General features: G+C 53.8%; 18 protein-coding genes. 11 read left to right on the forward strand and 7 right to left on the reverse strand.

Translation table 11 applies throughout. The features are described from left to right. The first annotated feature begins 27 nt into the window (after positions 1-27). Both yhdP and tldD read left to right on the forward strand, forming a co-directional pair. The gene (yhdP, locus tag CHU32_RS11230) at positions 28-3819 is read left to right on the forward strand and encodes an AsmA2 domain-containing protein YhdP (RefSeq protein ID WP_103675617.1); all 3792 of its coding nucleotides are present in this window, start codon (positions 28-30) and stop codon (positions 3817-3819) included. Between the two features lie 86 nt (positions 3820-3905). Beyond that, positions 3906-5351 carry a metalloprotease TldD gene (gene tldD, locus CHU32_RS11235; RefSeq protein ID WP_103675618.1) on the forward strand — a complete coding sequence of 482 codons (1446 nt, stop codon included), beginning with the start codon at positions 3906-3908 and terminating at the stop codon, positions 5349-5351. Positions 5352-5753: 402 nt separating this feature from the next. On the opposite strand, the gene aaeR is transcribed toward tldD, so the two are convergent. Next, the gene (aaeR, locus tag CHU32_RS11240; RefSeq protein WP_103675619.1) at positions 5754-6686 is read right to left on the reverse strand and encodes an HTH-type transcriptional activator AaeR; all 933 of its coding nucleotides are present in this window, start codon (positions 6684-6686) and stop codon (positions 5754-5756) included. Between the two features lie 129 nt (positions 6687-6815). Here aaeR and aaeX point away from each other — a divergent pair, with 129 nt between their 5' ends. From aaeX to CHU32_RS11265, 5 genes are all read left to right on the forward strand, one after another. Next, positions 6816-7019, forward strand: coding sequence for a p-hydroxybenzoic acid efflux pump operon protein AaeX (gene aaeX, locus CHU32_RS11245; RefSeq protein WP_103675620.1), 204 nt, complete (start codon positions 6816-6818; stop codon positions 7017-7019). 7 nt (positions 7020-7026) lie between these two features. Next, positions 7027-7959 (forward strand): p-hydroxybenzoic acid efflux pump subunit AaeA, encoded by a 933-nt coding sequence (gene aaeA, locus CHU32_RS11250; protein WP_103675621.1) that lies wholly within the window; start codon positions 7027-7029, stop codon positions 7957-7959. Positions 7960-7964: 5 nt separating this feature from the next. Next, positions 7965-9932, forward strand: coding sequence for a p-hydroxybenzoic acid efflux pump subunit AaeB (gene aaeB, locus CHU32_RS11255; protein WP_103675622.1), 1968 nt, complete (start codon positions 7965-7967; stop codon positions 9930-9932). Positions 9933-10025: 93 nt separating this feature from the next. Continuing rightward, complete coding sequence (locus CHU32_RS11260) at positions 10026-11480, forward strand: NAD-dependent succinate-semialdehyde dehydrogenase (RefSeq protein WP_103675623.1); 1455 nt, start codon at positions 10026-10028, stop codon at positions 11478-11480. A gap of 43 nt (positions 11481-11523) precedes the next feature. Beyond that, positions 11524-11796: a barstar family protein gene (locus CHU32_RS11265; RefSeq protein WP_103675624.1), complete on the forward strand. Its 273-nt coding sequence runs from the start codon at positions 11524-11526 to the stop codon at positions 11794-11796. 52 nt (positions 11797-11848) lie between these two features. On the opposite strand, the gene yhcN (CHU32_RS11270) is transcribed toward CHU32_RS11265, so the two are convergent. The 3 genes from yhcN (CHU32_RS11270) to argR form a co-directional block, all read right to left on the reverse strand. Beyond that, positions 11849-12115 (reverse strand): peroxide/acid stress response protein YhcN, encoded by a 267-nt coding sequence (gene yhcN, locus CHU32_RS11270; RefSeq protein ID WP_103675625.1) that lies wholly within the window; start codon positions 12113-12115, stop codon positions 11849-11851. Positions 12116-12214: 99 nt separating this feature from the next. Next, positions 12215-12478: a peroxide/acid stress response protein YhcN gene (gene yhcN / locus CHU32_RS11275; protein ID WP_103675626.1), complete on the reverse strand. Its 264-nt coding sequence runs from the start codon at positions 12476-12478 to the stop codon at positions 12215-12217. A gap of 371 nt (positions 12479-12849) precedes the next feature. Continuing rightward, the gene (gene argR, locus CHU32_RS11280; protein WP_103675627.1) at positions 12850-13320 is read right to left on the reverse strand and encodes a transcriptional regulator ArgR; all 471 of its coding nucleotides are present in this window, start codon (positions 13318-13320) and stop codon (positions 12850-12852) included. Between the two features lie 419 nt (positions 13321-13739). Between argR and mdh the strand changes: the two genes are divergently transcribed. Continuing rightward, positions 13740-14678: a malate dehydrogenase gene (gene mdh / locus CHU32_RS11285; protein WP_103675628.1), complete on the forward strand. Its 939-nt coding sequence runs from the start codon at positions 13740-13742 to the stop codon at positions 14676-14678. A gap of 386 nt (positions 14679-15064) precedes the next feature. On the opposite strand, the gene degS is transcribed toward mdh, so the two are convergent. The 3 genes from degS to zapG all read right to left on the reverse strand — a co-directional run bounded on the left by degS (position 15065) and on the right by zapG (position 18153). Continuing rightward, positions 15065-16132 carry an outer membrane-stress sensor serine endopeptidase DegS gene (gene degS, locus CHU32_RS11290; protein WP_103675775.1) on the reverse strand — a complete coding sequence of 356 codons (1068 nt, stop codon included), beginning with the start codon at positions 16130-16132 and terminating at the stop codon, positions 15065-15067. 90 nt (positions 16133-16222) lie between these two features. Then, the gene (gene degQ / locus CHU32_RS11295) at positions 16223-17590 is read right to left on the reverse strand and encodes a serine endoprotease DegQ (protein WP_103675629.1); all 1368 of its coding nucleotides are present in this window, start codon (positions 17588-17590) and stop codon (positions 16223-16225) included. A 164-nt stretch (positions 17591-17754) separates the two neighbouring features. Then, on the reverse strand, positions 17755-18153 hold the full coding sequence (gene zapG, locus CHU32_RS11300; protein ID WP_103675630.1) for a Z-ring associated protein ZapG: 399 nt from the start codon (positions 18151-18153) through the stop codon (positions 17755-17757). 191 nt (positions 18154-18344) lie between these two features. Here zapG and zapE point away from each other — a divergent pair, with 191 nt between their 5' ends. The 3 genes from zapE (at position 18345) to rpsI (ending at position 20554) form a co-directional block, all read left to right on the forward strand. Next, complete coding sequence (gene zapE / locus CHU32_RS11305) at positions 18345-19469, forward strand: cell division protein ZapE (RefSeq protein ID WP_103675631.1); 1125 nt, start codon at positions 18345-18347, stop codon at positions 19467-19469. Positions 19470-19717: 248 nt separating this feature from the next. Continuing rightward, positions 19718-20146 carry a 50S ribosomal protein L13 gene (rplM, locus tag CHU32_RS11310; RefSeq protein ID WP_103675632.1) on the forward strand — a complete coding sequence of 143 codons (429 nt, stop codon included), beginning with the start codon at positions 19718-19720 and terminating at the stop codon, positions 20144-20146. Between the two features lie 15 nt (positions 20147-20161). After that, positions 20162-20554, forward strand: coding sequence for a 30S ribosomal protein S9 (gene rpsI, locus CHU32_RS11315; RefSeq protein WP_000829818.1), 393 nt, complete (start codon positions 20162-20164; stop codon positions 20552-20554). The last annotated feature ends 275 nt before the right edge of the window (positions 20555-20829 follow it).

Consider the following 20829-nt stretch of genomic DNA (forward strand, 5'->3'; position numbering starts at 1 on the left):
CGGCTCGCGGCGGACAAGGAGAATGGCGTGAGGCGATTGCCGGGGATTTTACTGCTTACAGGCGCAACGCTGGTTGTCATCGTTGCCCTGGCGGTGAGCGGCTTGCGTCTTGTTTTGCCGCGGCTGGACAAATGGCGTCCGGCCCTGCTGGCTAAAATCGAATCCTCCACCGGCGTACCGGTTGATGCCAGTCAGATCCGCGCCAGTTGGGAAAATTTTGGCCCGACGCTGGACGTGCGTGACATCAGCGCCCAGCTCAAGGATGGTGGTCAGGTTAGCGTAAAGCGGGTTACGCTGGCGCTCGACGTCTGGCAGAGCCTGCTGCATATGCGCTGGCAGTTCCGCGATCTCACCTTCTGGCAGCTTCAGTTCAGCACTAACACGCCCCTGCTGCAAAACAGCGGTGAGGGTATCAAAACCGATCGCATCAGCGATCTCTTTCTGCGGCAGTTCGATCATTTCGATCTGCGCGACAGCCATATCAGCTTCCTGACCCTTTCCGGGCAGCGCGCCGAACTGGCGATCCCCCAGCTTACCTGGTTGAACGGCCGTAACCGCCATCGCGCGGAAGGCGAAGTCAGTTTGTCCAGCCTGACCGGGCAGCATGGCGTCATGAAAGTGCGTATGGATTTGCGCGACGATAACGGTCTGCTGAACGACGGAAAAGTCTGGGTGCAGGCCGACGACATCGACGTCAAGCCCTGGCTGGGGCGCTGGATGCAGGATAACGTAGCGCTTGAGACGGCGCAGTTCAGTCTTGAAGGCTGGGTCAATCTCACCAAAGGCGATATCTCAGGCGGCGATGTCTGGCTGAAAAAGGGAGGCGCGAGCTGGAAGGGCGATGATAAAACGCATCATCTTGCTGTCGATAACCTGACTGCCCACGTCTCAGGCGGCAACGCCGGATGGGAGTTCCGCATTCCTGATACCCGCATCACCATTGACGATAAACCCTGGCCCCAGGGCGCACTGGCGCTGGCCTGGATACCTGAAAAAGACGTAGGGGGACACGATCGGGTACAAAGCGACGAGTTCCGCATTCGCGCCAGCCATCTTGAGCTGAGCGGGCTTGATGGTTTACTGCCGATAGCCGAGAAAATCTCGCCCAGACTTGGCGAAATTTGGCGTGCGACGCAGCCTTCCGGGCAGATAGACGCGCTTGCGCTGGATATCCCGTTAAAAGCGACGGAGAAAACCCGCTTTAACGCCTCATGGCAAAATCTGAACTGGAAGCAGTGGAAAATGCTGCCCGGTGCCGAACACTTTTCCGGACAACTGGTCGGCAGCGTGGAAAATGCTTCGCTGACGGCCTCAATGAACAACGCGAAAATGCCTTACGATTTGGTGTTTCGCGCGCCGCTGGAAATTGAAAAAGGTACTGCCACGCTCAACTGGATCAAGAATGAGCACGGTTTTATGCTCGATGGCCGCAACATTGACGTTCAGGCGAAAGGCGTGCGCGGCGCAGGCGGCTTTCGTTACCTGCAACCGAAAGACGATCAGCCGTGGCTGGGCATTCTGGCGGGAGCCAACGCGACCGATGCCTCGCAGGCATGGCGCTATTTCCCACAGAACCTGATGGGCAAAAAGCTGGTGGAGTATCTCAGCAGCGCCATTCAGGGTGGGCAGGCAGAAAACGCCACCATCGTCTACGGCGGTAACCCGCGACTGTTCCCTTATAAACACAATGAAGGACAATTTGAAATTTTTGTCCCGGTGCGTAATGCCACCTTTGCCTTCCAGCCGAACTGGCCGGCGTTAACTCAACAAGATATTGACCTTGATTTTATTAACGATGGCCTGTGGATGAAGGCCGACAGCGCACAGCTTGGCGGTGTGCAGGCGCGGAATTTACGGGCCGTTATTCCAGATTACGTGAAAGAAAAACTGCTCATCGACGCCGATTTGCAGGGGCCGGGCAAAGAGGTTGGCCCATACTTCGAAAAAACGCCGCTGGATGATTCGCTGGGCGCGACGCTGCAACAACTTCAGCTGGATGGCGATGTGAACGCTCGCTTACATCTCGATATCCCGCTGGACGGCGAAGAGGTCACCGCCGAAGGCAACGTGGTGCTGAAAAACAACAGCCTGTACATCAAACCGCTGGATTCGACGCTGAAAAACCTGAGCGGGGCTTTTCGTTTCGTGAACGGTAATCTGCAAAGTGAACCGATGCAGGCAAACTGGTTTAATCATCCGCTGAGGGTCAATTTTTCCACCACTGAAGGCGAGAAAGCCTATCAGGTGGCGGTCAATATGAACGCTAATTGGCAGCCAGCCCGTACCGGCATTTTACCGAAACAGCTTAACGAGGCGCTGAGCGGCACTATTCCGTGGCAGGGAAAAGTGGGCGTTGAGCTGCCTTATCGTGGCGGTACCTATTATGACGTTGAGCTGACCGGCGATTTGAGAAATGTAAGTAGTCACTTACCTGCGCCCGCCAGTAAATCAGCGGGGACGCCGTTACCGGTTAAGGTGAATGCGAAAGGCGATCTGACGCATTTCGATCTGACCGGCAACCTGGGCGCAGAAAGCCATTTCAACAGTCGCTGGCTGCTGGGTAAAAAACTTACCCTCGATCGCGCGATACTGACCACCGACAGCCGCACGGTGCCGCCACTACCGCCACAGCAAGGGGTAGAACTTAATCTGCCGCCGATGGACGGCGCTGAATGGCTGGCGTTGTTCCAGAAAGGCGCGGCGGATAACGTCAGTGGGGCGGCGCGTTTTCCGCAAAGTATTACGCTACGCACGCCAGCGCTGTCTCTGGGCGGGCAGCAGTGGAATAACCTTAGTCTCGTTTCGCAGCCGATTACAGGCGGCTCGCAGGTAGACGCGCAGGGTCGCGAAATCAATGCCACCCTGACGATGCGCGATAACGCGCCGTGGCTGGCTGCGATCCGCTATCTTTACTTTAACCCGGCCAGTAAAAAGGCCGGTAACGCGACTGCCGATGCGCCGTTTAGCGCCAACAACATCAATTTCAGCGGCTGGCCTGATGTACAGTTGCGTTGCGCCGAGTGTTGGTTCTGGGGGCAAAAATACGGAAGAATCGACGGCGACTTCACCATTAAAGGCGACACCCTGACCCTGGCGAACGGGCTGGTTGATACCGGCTTTGGACGGCTAACTGCCGATGGCGTATGGGTCAACGGCCAGGGGAATAAGCGCACTTCGCTGAAAGGGAAAATTCATGGCAGTAAGCTGGATGCCACGCTGGGATTCTTTGGTGTTGCCACGCCGATTCGCGACTCCTCCTTTAATCTTGATTACGATCTACACTGGCGCGATGCACCGTGGCAGCCTGATGTCTCTTCGCTGAACGGCGTGCTGCATACCCGACTGGGCAAAGGGGAATTCACCGATATCAGTACGGGTCACGCCGGGCAGTTGCTGCGTCTTGTCAGCGTTGATGCGCTACTGCGTAAGCTGCGTTTTGATTTCAGCGATACCTTTAGCGAAGGGTTCTGGTTTGATTCCATTCACAGTACCGCCTGGATCAAAGACGGTACGCTACACACCGATGATACGCTGGTGGATGGGCTGGAAGCCGATATCGCCATGAAAGGCTCGGTTAACCTGGTACGCCGCGAGCTGGATATGGAGGCCGTGGTGGCCCCGGAAATCTCCGCCACCGTCGGCGTGGCAGCCGCCTTTGCCGTCAACCCGATTGTCGGCGCGGCGGTCTTCGCCGCCAGTAAAGTGCTGGGGCCGCTGTGGAATAAAGTGTCTATACTGCGCTACCGCATTACCGGTCCGATAGACAAACCGCAAATTAACGAGGTGCTGCGTCAAACGCGCGATGGCAAAAAGCAATGATTTGACGACAGCTATGAATTGCCTCACTCTCAATAGATACGTTTTTTTATCGCCAGCCGTGCTGGCAACCAAAGAGTAGCAAAATAATGAGTCTGAACCTGGTAAGTGAACACCTGCTTTCTGCAAACGGCCTGAACCATCAGGATCTGTTTGCCATTCTCGGCCAGTTAACCGAGCGTCGGCTTGATTATGGCGATCTCTATTTTCAGTCGAGCTACCACGAATCCTGGGTTTTAGAAGACCGCATTATTAAAGATGGCTCATATAACATCGACCAGGGGGTTGGTGTCCGTGCCGTGAGCGGTGAGAAAACCGGTTTTGCCTATGCCGATCAGATAAGCAAACTGGCGCTGGAGCAAAGCGTACTGGCGGCGCGCACTATCGTGCGTGATACGGGTGATGGCCGCGTGCAGACGCTGGGCGCAGTGGAACATCGCGCGCTGTATACCAGCATTGATCCGCTGCAAAGCATGAGCCGCGAAGAGAAACTCGACATTTTGCGCCGGGTTGACAGCGTGGCGCGTGCGGCAGATCAACGAGTGCAGGAAGTGTCCGCCAGCCTGACCGGCGTTTATGAACTGATCCTCGTGGCGGCTACCGATGGTACGCTGGCAGCCGACGTGCGTCCGCTGGTTCGGCTGTCGGTGAGCGTTCAGGTGGAAGAAGACGGCAAACGCGAGCGTGGAGCCAGCGGTGGCGGTGGTCGCTTTGGCTATGAGTACTTCCTCAGCGATGAAGATGGTGAGGTTCGCGCCGATGCGTGGGCCAAAGAGGCGGTGCGCATGGCACTGGTGAATCTCTCTGCCGTCGCGGCACCCGCCGGAACATTACCGGTGGTGCTGGGCGCTGGCTGGCCTGGCGTCCTGCTGCATGAAGCGGTTGGTCACGGTCTGGAAGGTGACTTTAACCGTCGTGGCACTTCAGTGTTCAGCGGTCATATTGGAGAACTGGTGGCTTCAGAATTGTGCACCGTGGTGGATGACGGCACTATTGCCGATCGCCGCGGTTCAGTGTCCATTGATGACGAAGGTGTGCCGGGCCAGTACAACGTGCTGATCGAAAACGGTGTGCTAAAAGGCTATATGCAGGACAAACTTAACGCGCGTCTGATGGGCGTTGCCCCAACCGGTAATGGTCGCCGCGAGTCCTATGCACACCTGCCGATGCCGCGTATGACTAACACCTATATGCTGGCAGGCAAATCCACGCCGCAGGAAATTATCGAATCCGTCGAGTACGGCATCTACGCGCCGAATTTTGGCGGTGGGCAGGTAGATATCACCTCCGGCAAATTTGTCTTCTCGACTTCTGAAGCGTATCTGATCGAAAACGGCAAAGTGACCACGCCCGTGAAAGGCGCGACGCTGATTGGCTCCGGAATAGAGGCGATGCAGCAGATTTCGATGGTTGGTAACGATCTGAAGCTGGATAAAGGCGTGGGCGTTTGTGGCAAAGAGGGCCAAAGCCTGCCGGTAGGCGTGGGTCAGCCGACGCTGAAAGTGGATAACCTGACGGTGGGTGGCACAGCGTAACGTTTTTACCTCGCATGTTGCCGGGTGGCGGCTTCGCCTTACCCGGCCTACGATTCGTGCCATATCAAAGAGTTGCAAAACATGTAGGCCCGGTAAGCGCAGCGCCACCGGGCAAGATCATACGCCAGCGTAATACTTGTATTGCCGGGTGGAGACTTCGTCTTACTCAACGTGCAATTCTTGTTATATCAATGGGTTGAAAAACATGTAGGCCCGGTAAGCGCAGCGCCACCGGGCAAGATCATACGCCAGCGTAATACCTGTATTGCCGGGTGGAGACTTCGTCTTACCCAACGTGCAATTCTTTCTATATCAACGGGTTGCAAAACATGTAGGCCCGGTAAGCGCAGCGCCACCGGGCAGAACGACAACCGAGGCTTAGCGATCGTTTCAGGGGAAGCGTCAGCGTGGTTCTTTCCCCCGCCCGCGCATTTCCTGATACACGCGCGCCACTTCCACAAAATAATCGGTCAGTGCATTAATACACACCTGCACTTTCAGCGGCAGTTTATCTTTTTCGGTATACAGCGCATAAACCGGACGCGGATCGGACTGATAGCGAGGCAGCAGGATCTCCAGATCGCCACGATTGATCTCATTGATCACCCACATTAACGGCACGTAGGCGATCCCGGCTCCGGCCACCAGCCAGCGGGTGAGGGTCATGGGATCGTTAGTGACAAATCGTCCTTCCGGGATCAGGCGGGTGGAAATGCCTTCTGGCGCGATCAGTTCGAATTCATTATCCGGCCGCACGCTGTATTCCAGCCACGAATGGCTGGCCAGATCGGCGGGTTTCTCCGGAATTCCGGCAAGCTGGAGATAACTTTTTGCCGCGCAAACGACCATCGGCATATTCCCCAGCCGCCGGGAAAACAGGCTCGAATCCTGTAATGCGCCTACACGGATTGCCACATCCAGCCCATCGGCGATCAAATCCGGGGCAGGGATGCCGGTCACCAGGTTCACCGCCAGCCCCGGGTACTCTTTCAGCATCTCTGCGGTGATAGTTGCGAGTACATTTTGTGCCATGGTTGAAGAACACCCAATGCGCAGCGTACCAATTGGCGTGTTGTTAAATGCGTAGAGCTGCTCATGCACATCCTGCACTTCATGCATCATCCGGCGGCAGCCCTGATAGTAAATCTTCCCGGCTTCGGTCAGCGCCAGGCTGCGCGTACTGCGGTTTAACAGCTTAACCTGCAATTCATCTTCCAGTTTTGACACCGTCTGGCTAAGTGAAGAAACGCTCATTTGCAACTGCCTGGCAGCGGCGGTAAATGAGCCGTGTTCTACGACTTTGGCAAACACAGACATACGCTTAAGACGTTCCATTGTTCACTCTGGCTTAAAAGTGATTTAGATCACATAATATAGATCACAGCATAACTGTTACGCTAATATATTGTTAGCCATATAACTAATACATCGCACTCGCCTGCACTCTCTCGAATCAAGGTCAACATGAGTCTGTTTCCCGTCATTGTGATTTTCGGCCTGTCCTTTCCGCCGATCTTCTTTGAATTGCTGTTGTCTCTGGCCCTCTTCTGGCTGGTGCATCGTGTGCTGGTCCCGACCGGGATCTACGATTTTGTCTGGCATCCTGCACTTTTTAATACCGCGTTGTATTGCTGCCTGTTTTATTTGATATCGCGTTTGTTCGTCTGAGGTGGATGTGAAAACACTAACAAGAAAAATTTCCCGTACGGCCATTACGCTGGTTTTGGTCGTGTTAGCCTTTACGGCTATTTTTCACGCGTGGGTCTATTACACGCAATCGCCGTGGACGCGCGATGCCCGCTTTAGTGCGGATGTGGTGGCCATTGCGCCGGATGTCGCCGGGCTGATTACTCAGGTTGACGTAAAAGACAACCAGCTGGTCAAAAAAGATCAGGTGCTGTTTACCATTGACCAGCCGCGCTATCAAAAAGCGGTGGAAGAGGCTGACGCTGACGTCGCCTACTATAAGGCTCTGGCAAGTGAAAAACGGCGTGAGGCCGGGCGACGCAACCAACTGGGCGTGCAGGCCATGTCGCGGGAAGAAATTGACCAGGCCAACAACATCCTGCAAACCGTTGAACATCAGTTAGCAAAAGCCGAGGCCACACGTGATCTGGCAAAGCTGGATTTAGAACGTACGGTCATTCGTGCGCCTGCCGATGGTTGGGTAACCAATCTGAATGTCTACAGCGGTGAATTTATCACCCGGGGCTCAACCGCCGTGGCGCTGGTGAAACACAATACCTTTTACATTCAGGCCTATCTTGAAGAGACCAAACTCGAAGGTGTACGTCCGGGTTACCGGGCAGAAATCACGCCGCTGGGCAGTAACAAAGTGATCAAAGGCACCGTTGACAGCATCGCTGCCGGGGTGACCAATGCCAGCAGTAGTAACGATGCGAAAGGCATGGCAACTGTCGATTCAAATCTGGAATGGGTCCGTCTGGCACAGCGTGTACCGGTACGTATTCGCCTTGATCGCCAGGATGAAAATCTCTGGCCAGCCGGGACGACAGCCACGGTTGTTATTACCGGTGCGCAGGATCGAGATGTCCGGCAGATGACCTTCTTCCAGAAACTGGCGCTGCGCCTGCGCGAGTTCGGCTAAACGCTATGGGTATGTTTTCCATAGCCACGCAGCATGTGCGCTTTGCCATTAAGCTGGCTTGCGCCATCGTGCTGGCGCTGTTTGTCGGCTTCCACTTTCAGCTTGAAACCCCGCGCTGGGCTGTGTTGACGGCGGCGATCGTTGCCGCAGGCCCGGCTTTTGCGGCAGGCGGTGAACCCTGGTCCGGGGCGATCCGCTATCGCGGGATGCTGCGTATCATCGGCACCTTTATCGGCTGTATCGCTGCGCTGACGATCATTATTTTGATGATCCGCGCGCCGCTGCTAATGGTGCTGGTGTGCTGCATCTGGGCTGGGTTTTGTACCTGGGTCTCGTCGCTGGTCCGCGTTGAAAACTCCTACGCATGGGGGCTGGCGGGTTACACGGCGCTGATCATTGTGATCACCATCCAGACGGCACCGTTGCTGACGCCACAGTTTGCCGTCGAGCGCTGTAGTGAAATTGTGATTGGCATCGTCTGCGCTATCGTTGCAGATCTGCTCTTCTCCCCGCGATCCATCAAACAGGTTATCGATCTGGAGCTGGATAACCTGCTGGTGGAGCAGTACCGTCTGATGCAGCTTTGCATCCAGCACGGTGACAGCGAACAACTGGACGCGGCATGGGGTGCGTTGGTGCGCCGTACGGCAGCGCTGGAGGGCATGCGCGGCAATCTGCTGATGGAATCCTCCCGCTGGTCGCGCGCGGGCCGCCGTCTGAAGGCGCTGAACACCGTTTCGCTGACCCTTATCACCCAGGCGTGTGAGACGTATATCATGCAGAACACGCGCCCGGAGCTGGTGAACGATACCTGGCGGGAGATTTTCGCCGTCCCGGTTGAAAACGCGCAGGATGTCCATAAGCAGCTAAAACGTATTCGCCGCCTGCTGGTCTGGACCGGCGAGCGGGATACGCCGGTAACAGTGTATAGCTGGGTTGCTGCCGCTACGCGCTATCTGTTATTAAAACGTGGCGTGGTGGGGAATACCAAAATCAGCGCGGTGGAAGAAGAAATCCTTCAGGGCGAAGTGCTTGTCCGGCTGGACTCCGCCGAGCGTCATCATGCGATGGTCAATTTCTGGCGCACCACGCTGTCGTGCATTCTCGGCACCTTGTTCTGGCTGTGGACCGGCTGGACCTCCGGCAGCGGGGCGATGGTGATGATTGCGGTGGTGACATCGCTGGCGATGCGTCTGCCGAATCCGCGCATGGTGGCGATAGATTTTCTTTACGGCACGCTGGCTGCGCTGCCGCTGGGCGCACTGTTCTTCCTGGTGATTATTCCCTCAACGCAGCAAAGTATGCTGCTGCTGTGTATCAGCCTGGCAGTGCTGGCCTTTTTTATTGGCATTGAGGTACAGAAAAGACAGATAGGCTCGCTGGGGGCGCTGGCAAGTACCATTAATATTATCGTGCTCGACAACCCGATGACTTTTCACTTCAGCCAGTTTCTCGACAGCGCGCTGGGGCAGCTGGTAGGCTGCTCGCTGGCGCTGATGGTGATCCTGCTGGTGCGCGATAATTCCCGCACGCGAACCGGACGCGTGTTATTGAACCAGTTTGTTTTTGCCGCGGTCTCGGCAATGACCACCAACGTTGCCCGGCGTAAAGAAAATCATCTGCCAGCGCTCTATCAGCAGCTCTTCCTGCTGCTGAACAAATTTCCCGGTGATGTCGCGAAATTCCGCCTCGCGCTGACGCTTATCATCGCGCACCAGCGCCTGCGTGATGCGCCGGTGCCCATTAACGACGATCTTTCGGCCTTCCACCGTCAGCTAAGGCAGACTGCCGACCGGGTGATTGCCGCTGGCAATGATGATAAGCGCCGCGCCTGCTTTACCGAACTGCTTGAGCAGCTTGATGTTTATCAGGAAAAACTGCGCTACTGGCAGGCCTCGCCACAGGTCACTGAGCCGGTACATCGTCTGGTTGGCATGCTGCATAAATATCAGCACGCCTTAACTACACGCTGAGTTCGCGGCACAAAATGGAAAAACCGATGCCAGAAGCGTCGGTTTTTTTATGGCTATACTTAAACGCGACAAAAGAACTCATCGGGAGGAAGCATGGCAGACCAGACACTTCAGGAGCATGAACTTTTTCAGACAGGCTACCTGGTCGACGGCGTGTGGAAAACGCTTGATACCACCTTTGATGTCGTCAATCCGGCGACTGGCGAGGTCATTACCCGCGTGGCTAAAGCCGGGAAAAAAGAGACTGAAGACGCCATCGCCGCTGCCAGCAACGCCTTCCCCGGTTGGCGGGCAAAAACCGCCAAACAGCGTTCGGAAATTCTCTACCGCTGGTATCAACTCATCATCGAAAATAAAACCTGGCTGGGCCAGCTAATGACTACCGAGCAGGGAAAACCGCTCAAAGAAGCTGAGGGTGAAGTGGAATACGCCGCCAGCTTTATTCAGTGGTTTGCGGAACAGGCCAAACGTGCTAACGGAGAGATTATCCCTCCGGCGAAGCCTGGCTCACGCATTCTGGCGACGCGCGAACCGGTTGGCGTGGTCGCTGCTATTACCCCGTGGAACTTTCCGATGGCGATGCTCACCCGCAAGCTTGGCCCGGCGCTGGCCGCAGGCTGTACCGGGGTGATTAAACCTGCAAATAATACCCCGCTCAGTGCCTTTGCCTTGTTGCAACTGGCGAAAAAAGCGGGCGTACCTGATGGTGTGCTTAATGCCGTGGCAGGGAATACATCTGAGATCAGTGATGCGATCATGGCAAGCGCGGAAGTGCGTAAAATCACCTTCACCGGCTCGACAGCAGTAGGCAAAACGCTGGTGCGTAATTCAGCCGACACCATGAAGAAAATCTCTATGGAACTGGGCGGTAACGCGCCTTACATTGTTTTTGACGATGCTGACATTGATGCCGCCGTGCAGGGCGCGATTGCCAACAAGTTCCGTAATGCCGGGCAGGTGTGCGTCAGCGTTAACCGCTTCTACCTGCATGAAAGTATCTACGACAGCTTCGTGAATAAACTTAGCGACGCCGTTAATACGCTCAAAGTCGGCAACGGTCTGGAGGAAGGCGTCATCGTTGGCCCGCTGATTGAGCCTTCTGCGGTAGACAAAGTGCGCGAGCATATCGATGATGCGGTGAGTAAAGGCGCGAAAATTCTCGCCGGAGGGAAGGCACACGCGCTGGGCGGCAACTTCTGGCAACCTACGGTGCTGGGCGATTGCAACGATGGGATGAAGCTGGCGCAAGAAGAAACCTTCGGCCCGGTCGCTGCCTGCTTCCGCTTTACCTCTGAGGATGAAGTTATTCAGCGCGCAAACCATACGCCATTTGGCCTTGCCGCCTATTTTTATACGCAGAATCTGCAGCGCATCTTCCGAGTCTCTCAGGCGCTGGAAAGCGGCATGATTGGCGTCAATGAATGTGCCGTTTCTACTGAAGTTGCCCCGTTTGGCGGCGTAAAAGAATCCGGGCTTGGGCGCGAAGGGTCAGTGCTGGGACTGGATGAGTTTTTAGAAGTGAAAACCCTGCATATTGGGGGGTTATAAGCTGCCGGGCGGTAGCTGCCGCCCATTAGGTCTGGATCGGGCAATGAAAACCTATACTTTCGACTTTACGACTATAAAAAATCAAAGCGATTTCTACCGCGAATTCACGCGCCAGTTTGCCCTGAAAAGTGAGCAGGTTAGCGATCTGGATTCTTTGTGGGAAGTGGTAATGGGTAATGTGTTGCCTCTGCCGCTGGAAATCGACTTTATCCATGTCAGCGATGCCAGGCACCGACGTTACGGTGCACTGATCCTGTTATTTGATGAGGCAGAAGAAGAGCTGGAAGGCCAACTGCGTTTTAACGTTCGTCAGTAAAAAAAAGCCCCCGGAGAGCGGGGGCAAAGTCGTCTGACAAGACGACGAGGGTTTATTTATACAATTCTGCAGTTGCGTGCCAGTGGTCACCGGTGCGCATTTCAGTTATGCGGTAACTGCTGGCCCCTTCTTTTTCTGCTTTGGCCGCCAGTTCATGGCGCATATCCATCGGGCTGCTTGTGACAGCGGATGCTGAGACAGTGCCCATTGGCTGAAGGTTTTGTGCCTGCTCAGCATTTACCTGATGGGCAGCGGCGCTGGCTCCAAAAGAAAGAACAGAAGCCAGACCGAGAGAGGCGATAATCATTGCGTTTTTCATGGCGTACTCCTTAAACAGGGTTGTCCGTGCGGCAGGACCTTTTGTGTGACTTTTTTATGGGATGCCGCAGCAGGGAATGATGTCTTACTTATTGCTAACTTATTTATACAGCTCAGCGGTGGCGTGCCAGTGGTCGCCGGTACGCGCTTCAATCACGCGATAGGCCGATACACCCTGCTCAGCGGCTTTTTGATCCAGCATCGCACGCATATCCATCGGCGCAGTACCGACCGCGCTTACAGAGACGGTGCCGATAGATTCACGATTCATTGCCTGATCGCTGGAAATTGAATCCGCAGCGACAGCGCCAAACGAAAGGATGGAAAGCAGGCTCAGGGTAGCTAAAGTGGTTTTTGTTTTCATGATATTGACCTCGTCGAAATTTTTCGTAAGGGCCTTATTTCGTGACCCTCATCACAAAATCAAGTATACACTAATCACGCGGAAAATTAATAACAGACTAATTATAACTGGGGTTAATATGTTTTAATGATGGACTTTCATATAACCCTGAAGAATAAAAAAGGGTTATTTCGTGCTCACCTTCATGTAAAAGATATTAAAAATCATGAGAATACGTAAATTTGATTTTTTGTGCTTTTATGTGCGAAATCATTCGCTTTGTGAATGATATGAGACGGTATATCGCACTAAATGTTAAAGAAAATGAAGATGTTTGTAGGGGGGTGGGGCAGGAAACAGCATTCCCTCCAGGCGGTCTGAAGGGATGTGCCTTAAAGCTCTTGCTCAAACAACACTAAAATGGCTTCGTATAATTCCTTCACCGTAAAATCACGGGCCGGAGTGGTAAAAATAGTATCATCACCCGCGATGGTGCCGAGAATGCCCTCCGCTTTACCCAGCGAATCCAACAGGCGCGCAATCAGCTGCGCAGCGCCGGGACTGGTATGAATAACCACAACGGCGTCGTTATAGTCGATATCCAGAACCAGATTCTTCAGTGGGCTGGAGGTTGTTGGTACACCCAGTTCCGCCGGCAGGCAGTAAACCATTTCCATTTTGGCATTGCGCGTGCGTACCGCGCCAAATTTCGTTAGCATGCGGGACACTTTGGACTGATTGATATTTTCGAAGCCCTCCTCCTGCAACGCCTGGACGATCTCTCCCTGAGAACTGAATTTTTCTTCTTTAAGAAGCGCTTTAAACGCTTTGACTAATTCTTCTTGTTTAGTCGAGCTTCGCATAAGTCACCCATATCATGGCGGTAGAAACAACATTATTATGCATACTGATGAATTTTTATGCAAATTATCTGCCGTGAATTAGGCTGAAATAATGTTATGAAAGGGAGCGATTTTATCAAATTTCGTTATTAAGAGACATGTCTGTATCACAAGAAAGGGATTGGCTTAAAAGTAAATTAATTGTTATCAAATTGATGTTGTTTTGGTTACCCTCGACGGTGTAATGTAACCGCGTGTTGATTCGTTAGCCAAAGTGACTACGGTCTTCGTAAGTAAAACATATTGTGCTTTTTTCGCCTGCAATATTGCGCGTGATGACGCATTCCAGGCGCAGGGCATTTGTATTTGCAGAGGTCTTTCACTACTGTCACTGCAATGGAGTAACGGTCAATTATATTAACCATAATAAGGAGTTTAGGATGAAAGTTGCAGTCCTCGGCGCTGCGGGCGGTATCGGCCAGGCGCTTGCCCTACTACTGAAAACCCAACTGCCTTCAGGCTCAGAACTCTCCCTGTACGATATCGCGCCAGTCACTCCCGGCGTCGCCGTTGATCTTAGCCATATCCCGACCGACGTGAAGATTAAAGGCTTTTCTGGCGAAGACGCCACTCCGGCACTGGAAGGCGCTGATGTGGTGCTGATTTCGGCAGGCGTAGCGCGTAAGCCGGGTATGGATCGTTCCGATCTGTTTAACGTTAACGCTGGTATTGTTAAGAATCTGGTATTGCAAATCACCAAAGCCTGTCCGAAAGCCTGTATCGGTATTATTACTAACCCGGTTAACACGACGGTCGCGATTGCGGCGGAAGTGCTGAAAAACGCGGGCGTCTATGATAAGAACAAGCTTTTTGGCGTCACTACGCTGGATATCATTCGTTCCAATACCTTCGTGGCTGAACTTAAAGGCAAGAAACCGACTGACGTTGAAGTCCCGGTTATCGGTGGTCACTCAGGGGTGACTATCCTGCCGCTGCTGTCGCAGATCCCGGGCGTCAGCTTTAGCAGCCAGGAGGTTGCCGATCTGACCAAACGTATCCAGAACGCGGGGACGGAAGTGGTGGAAGCTAAAGCCGGTGGCGGTTCCGCAACGCTCTCTATGGGGCAGGCGGCGGCACGCTTTGGTCTTTCTCTGGTTCGTGCACTACAGGGCGAACAGGGTGTCGTAGAATGTGCCTATGTTGAAGGTGACGGCAAGCACGCGCGTTTCTTCTCGCAACCGCTGCTGCTGGGCAAAAACGGTATCGAAGAACGTAAACCTTACGGCGAGCTGAGCGCCTTTGAACAGCAGGCGCTGGACGGCATGCTGGAGACGCTGAAAAAAGATATTCAGCTTGGCGAAGAGTTTGTGAATAAGTAAAGCGTATTACCCTGCAACACAATGCCCGGTGGCGCTGCGCTTACCGGGCCTACAGTTATACACAACCCATTGATGCGACAAAAATCGTAGGCCGGGTAAGGCGAAGCCACCACCCGGCATGACGTGGGCTATCCATCGCAGCCTGCGCCGCTGCGCTTACCGGGCCTACGGTTATACACAACCCATTAATGCGACAAGAATCGTAGGTCGGGCAAGGCGAAGCCGCCACCCGGCATGACGTGGGCTATCCTACGAAGCCTGCCCGGTGGCGCTGCGCTTACCGGGCCTACAGTTATACACAACCCCTTGATACAAAAAGAATCGTAGGCCGGGCAAGGCGAAGCCGCCACCCGGCATGATGTGCCACAAGAGCTACCCGGCTTTCATCACTCTGTTGCCGGGTATTCCTGAATCGTCACGTCCAGCTTCAGTTTCTTATCCTCACGCATCACCTCGACCGGGATCACCGAGCCTGGACGAATTTCCGCCACCTGGTCCATTGTTTCCAGCGCAGACACTGCGGGTTTGTTATTGACCGAGACAATCACGTCATTAACCTGAATACCCGCTTCCGCTGCCGGGCCACCCGGGGATACTTCATTAACCACAATTCCCTGAATCTGGTCGATGCCCGCGCCCTGGGCATGGAGCGGCGCAATTTCGCGGCCACCGATGCCAATATAACCACGGATCACCCGACCATCGCGGATCAGCTTATCCATAATTTTGGTGGCTAACTGGAAGGGAATAGCGAAACCGATCCCTTCCGGCGTCTCGCCATCGTTGCTTTTATCAAAGGACAGGGTGTTGATGCCCATCAATTCACCAAGCGAGTTAATCAGCGCGCCGCCAGAGTTGCCGTGGTTAATGGAGGCGTCGGTTTGCAGGAAGTTTTGCCGGCCCGACGGGTTGAGGCCGATACGACCGGTGGCGCTGATGATCCCCTGGGTAATCGTCTGCCCGAGGTTATAAGGGTTGCCGATAGCCAGCACCACATCGCCGATATGCGGAATACGCTTACGATTAATCGGGATCACCGGCAGACCGCCAGTGGCATTAATTTTGAGCACCGCCAAATCGGTCAGGCTGTCGGAACCGACCAGCAGCGCTTCAAAAACACGGCCGTCCTGAAGCGCAACGATAATCTGATCCGCATCGTTGATCACATGCTTGTTGGTAACGATATAGCCGCGTTCATCCATAATCACCCCGGAGCCGAGCGTGCGGATCTCCAGTTGGTTATGGCTGTTGCTGTTCAGTCCACGGTTGTATACATTCACGACCGCAGGCGCGGCGCGGCGCACAGCCTGGTTATAACTGACGGGGGACTCATCGGCACTGTCATAATTCGGTGTCGAATGGACATTCCACTGGCGTAAAGAGGGCATCGCAGCCAGTAACAGGCCGCCGACAATCAGACCGATAGCAATCGAGCGTAAAAGCTTCACAAGCATGATGCGGATATCATTGATAAATAAACCGTCGCAGCATAGCACGACTTTTCCGGACATCACACGTCAGGTGACGTCCGGAAGCGCCAACTATTAACGCAGAAGCAAATAGATGTTCTCATTCCCGCGTACAATATTCAGGGCAATGATGGACGGTTTCGACTCCAGCGCTTTACGCATTTCAGCAATAGAGTGGATGCGTTCGCGGTTGATACCCGTGATCACATCGCCTTTATGCAGTCCGGCCTGCGCTGCGGCGCTGTCTTTTTCCACTTCATCCACCGTAATTCCTTTCGAGCCGTCTTTTAACTGACCGTCGCTGAGTTTTGCCCCCTGAAGCGCTGGCGCAATCATCTCAGCACTGGCGGAAGACGAGGTGCTCTTATCCAGCGTCACTTCTACGTTAAGCGGTTTGCCGTCGCGCAGTAATCCCAGCTTCACTTTGCTGCCCGGTTCTGTAGTGGCGATCCGCGAGCGCAATTCGGCAAAGCTGTTCAGCGGTTTATCGTTCAGGCTGACGATGACATCGCCTGATTTAATCCCTGCTTTTGCCGAACCAGAGTTGCGCAGTACTTCACTGACAAATGCGCCACGCGTCACATTAAGATTAAAGGCTTTAGCGATATCCGCCGACATCTCCATGCCTTTGATCCCCAGCAGGCCGCGTTTGATTTCACCAAACTGAATCAACTGCTGAGCCAGCGTGCGCGCCATATTGCTGGGGATGGCAAAACCGATGCCAACGCTGCCGCCGCCCGGTGCAAGAATGGCCGTGTTAATGCCGATCAGTTCGCCGTTTAGATTCAGCAACGCGCCCCCGGAGTTGCCCCGGTTGATGGAGGCGTCGGTCTGGATAAAGTTTTCCAGCCCTTCCAGATTCAGGCCGCTGCGGCCCAGCGCGGAAACAATCCCGGACGTTGCCGTTTGCCCGAGTCCAAACGGATTGCCGACCGCCACGGCAAAATCGCCGACGCGAAGTTTATCGGAATCTGCAATCGCGATTTGCGTCAGATTAGGCGCGTTCTGGATTTGCAGGAGCGCGATATCGCTCTGATCGTCACTGCCAATCAATTTGGCTTCAAACTCACGACCATCGTTGAGTTGCACGCTAATTTTCTGCGCCTGATTAATCACATGATTGTTGGTCAGAATATAGCCTTTCGCCGCGTCGATGATGACGCCAGAACCCAGCCCCTCAAAAGGCTGTGGCTGCTGATCCGGGGCCACATCGCCAAAAAATTTTTTCAACTCTTCGGGCACTTTTGCGCCCTGGACGGCAGTGCCTTCAACCTGAACGCTAACTACCGCAGGCAACACTTTTTCCAGCATGGGAGCCAGGCTCGGCAGCGCCGCCTGACCGGGAACCTGCGACGGCAGTGCCGCAACAGCCGCAAAGGGTGCCGAAAGAGATAACCCGACACTTAACGCTAACGCACTCAACAGCAGGGTTTGTTTCTTCATCGATGCTGGCTCTCATACCTGAAGTGAAAAAAGACCATCCCAAAACAGTTTGATGTTATTGAAAATGTGGCCGGGTCACAATGCGATAATGATTAAATAATAGCTGGTATAAGAAAAACTGAAGCGGGCGCAGCGCGTGCGCCCGAAAAGAAAGGAAGAAGGATTTAGTCGCGCTTAATGCCGTTACGCAACAAGCCCGACGCGCCTTCTGAGTAATCGCGCGGCATCTGCACCGGAGCCTGATCGTTATTGGCTTCCGATTCAGCCAGACGGTTGCGGAAAGGATTATTTTCCGCTGCCATGCCGGGCAGAAGGTTACTGGAGCTTTTTGCCATATGCTGATAAATCTTACGATAATCATCAGCCATGTTATCCAGCAGTTCCGCGCTATGGGCAAAGTGGCTGACCAGCTCTTCACGATACTCTTCCAGCTCTGCTTTGTTTTTTTCCAGTTCGTACTGCAAAGCCTGCTGTTGACGCAGTTTACGATTACCAAAACGCATGGCAACGGCACCGATGATGATACCGACAACTAAACCAATTAGCGCATATTCCCAGGTCATGTACATCTCCCGTTGTTTGTGATTCCGTAGGGTATTGGCAATGAGGCGTCGTGCCTCTGCCCGATAATGCCACTATAACCGCTAAATCCTCAGAAGTGGAATCCCGGCCGCACATCGCGTAGTGTAGAACGGCCTTTTTTTCGCCAGGCGTGAACGATGGCACACAGATTGACAAGGAATAATAATAAGCCATGCAAAGCACTTCCCCGATATCGCGTTACCAGCAGGCCCTGAAGGAGGGCAGCCACCAGCCAGACGATGTGCAGCGCGAGGCGGTAAGCCGCCTGGATGCCATCTACCAGCAACTTGCCGCACGGACCGAGCCTGCGACGCCACGCGGTGGCCTGTTCGGTAAAATTGGCAAACTGCTCGGTAAACAGGATAGCGTGGTCATCCCTCCCGCGCGCGGGTTGTATATGTGGGGCGGCGTGGGGCGTGGCAAAACCTGGTTAATGGATCTTTTTTACCAGAGCCTGCCAGGCGAACGTAAACAGCGCCTGCATTTTCACCGCTTTATGCTGAGGGTTCATGAAGAACTGACGCAATTGCAGGGAGAGAGCGACCCGCTGGAAGTGGTTGCCGACCGTTTTAAAGCCGAAACCGACGTGCTTTGCTTCGATGAATTTTTTGTCTCGGACATTACCGACGCGATGCTGCTGGGCGGGTTGATGAAAGCCTTATTCGCGCGCGGTATTACGCTGGTGGCAACCTCTAACATCCCGCCGGATGAACTGTATCGCAACGGGTTACAGCGTGCGCGCTTCCTGCCTGCCATTGAGGCTATCAAAGAACACTGCGATGTTATGAACGTGGATGCAGGAATCGATTATCGCCTGCGCACGCTGACTCAGGCGCATCTGTGGCTGTCGCCACTCAATAGCGAGACGCAACAGCAAATGGATACGCTGTGGCTGGCGCTGGCGGGCGCGAAACGCAGCCATGCGCCAGAGCTTGAAATTAATCATCGCCCGTTCCCGACGCTGGGCGTGGAAAACCAGACGCTGGCGGCGTCATTTACCACGCTGTGCGTCGATGCCCGCAGTCAGCATGACTATATTGCGCTCTCACGGCTATTTCATACGGTGCTGCTGTTTGACATGCCGGTGATCACCCCGTTAATGGAGAGCGAAGCACGACGTTTTATCGCGCTGGTGGATGAATTCTACGAGCGCCATGTGAAGCTGGTGGTGAGCGCCGAACGTCCGCTGGCGGAGATTTATCAGGGCAACGTGCTCCAGTTTGAATTCCGCCGTTGTCTGTCACGTTTGCAGGAGATGCAGAGCGAAGAGTATTTGCGTCTTGAACATCTGGCGTGAGGGTAGCGGGGTATGTAGTAGCGCAAAAACCCCTGTGCAAATCACAAAAAGGGGTCGATCTTTAACCCTGACTTCTCTATAATCCTGCGACCCCACGTTACAACGAAGTTTTTTTCCCAAAACTTTGTGTGCCGGTTTAAACATATCCGAGGGGGTAGGTTTACTGGACAATGTCGTGTGAGCCTCATGTGTTTTGAAGCGTTTGGGTGTTCACCAACGTGTAACTAATTTATTTGGGTAAGCTTTTAATGAAAACTTTTACAGCTAAACCAGAAACCGTAAAACGCGACTGGTATGTTGTTGACGCGACCGGTAAAACTCTGGGCCGTCTGGCTTCCGAACTGGCTCTTCGTCTGCGCGGTAAGCACAAAGCGGAATACACTCCGCACGTTGATACCGGTGATTACATCATCGTTCTGAACGCTGATAAAGTTGCTGTTACTGGCAACAAGCGTTCTGACAAAGTGTACTATCACCACACTGGCCACATCGGTGGTATCAAACAAGCGACCTTTGAAGAGATGATTGCTCGCCGTCCTGAGCGTGTGATTGAGATCGCGGTTAAAGGCATGTTGCCAAAAGGCCCACTGGGTCGTGCTATGTTCCGTAAACTGAAAGTTTACGCAGGTAACGAGCACAACCACGCGGCACAGCAACCGCAAGTTCTTGACATCTAATCGGGATTATAGGCAATGGCTGAAAATCAATACTACGGCACTGGTCGCCGCAAAAGCTCCGCAGCTCGCGTGTTCATCAAACCGGGCAACGGCAAAATCGTTATCAACCAACGTTCTCTGGAACAGTACTTCGGTCGTGAAACTGCCCGCATGGTAGTTCGTCAGCCGCTGGAACTGGTCGACATGGTTGAGAAACTGGATCTGTACATCACCGTTAAAGGTGGTGGTATCTCTGGTCAGGCTGGTGCGATCCGTCACGGTATCACCCGCGCTCTGATGGAGTACGACGAATCCCTGCGTTCTGAACTGCGTAAAGCTGGCTTCGTCACTCGTGACGCTCGTCAGGTTGAACGTAAGAAAGTCGGCCTGCGTAAAGCACGTCGTCGTCCGCAGTTCTCCAAACGTTAATCGGTTTTTTACCGATGGCACAAAAACCCGCTTCGGCGGGTTTTTTTATGCATAACGTCAGGTTTATCCACATTTTTAGGCCCTCAACGGCCTCTTTTTCCACATTTCCGGAATAGCCTCACCACAAAGGCGTCAAAATCTGGTAAACTATCATCCAATTTTCTGCCCAAATACCGGGGATTGTTCATTTTTTGTTTACTAACTGAACAGGAATGTCGTTCAACGGAAATGAGGCGTAAACATCTGGTCAGTCACTCTGTGGCTGGCAGCAGTAA

The sequence above is a fragment of the Superficieibacter electus genome (genome assembly GCF_002915575.1).
In the GTDB taxonomy this organism is placed as follows: Bacteria; Pseudomonadota; Gammaproteobacteria; order Enterobacterales; family Enterobacteriaceae; genus Superficieibacter; species Superficieibacter electus.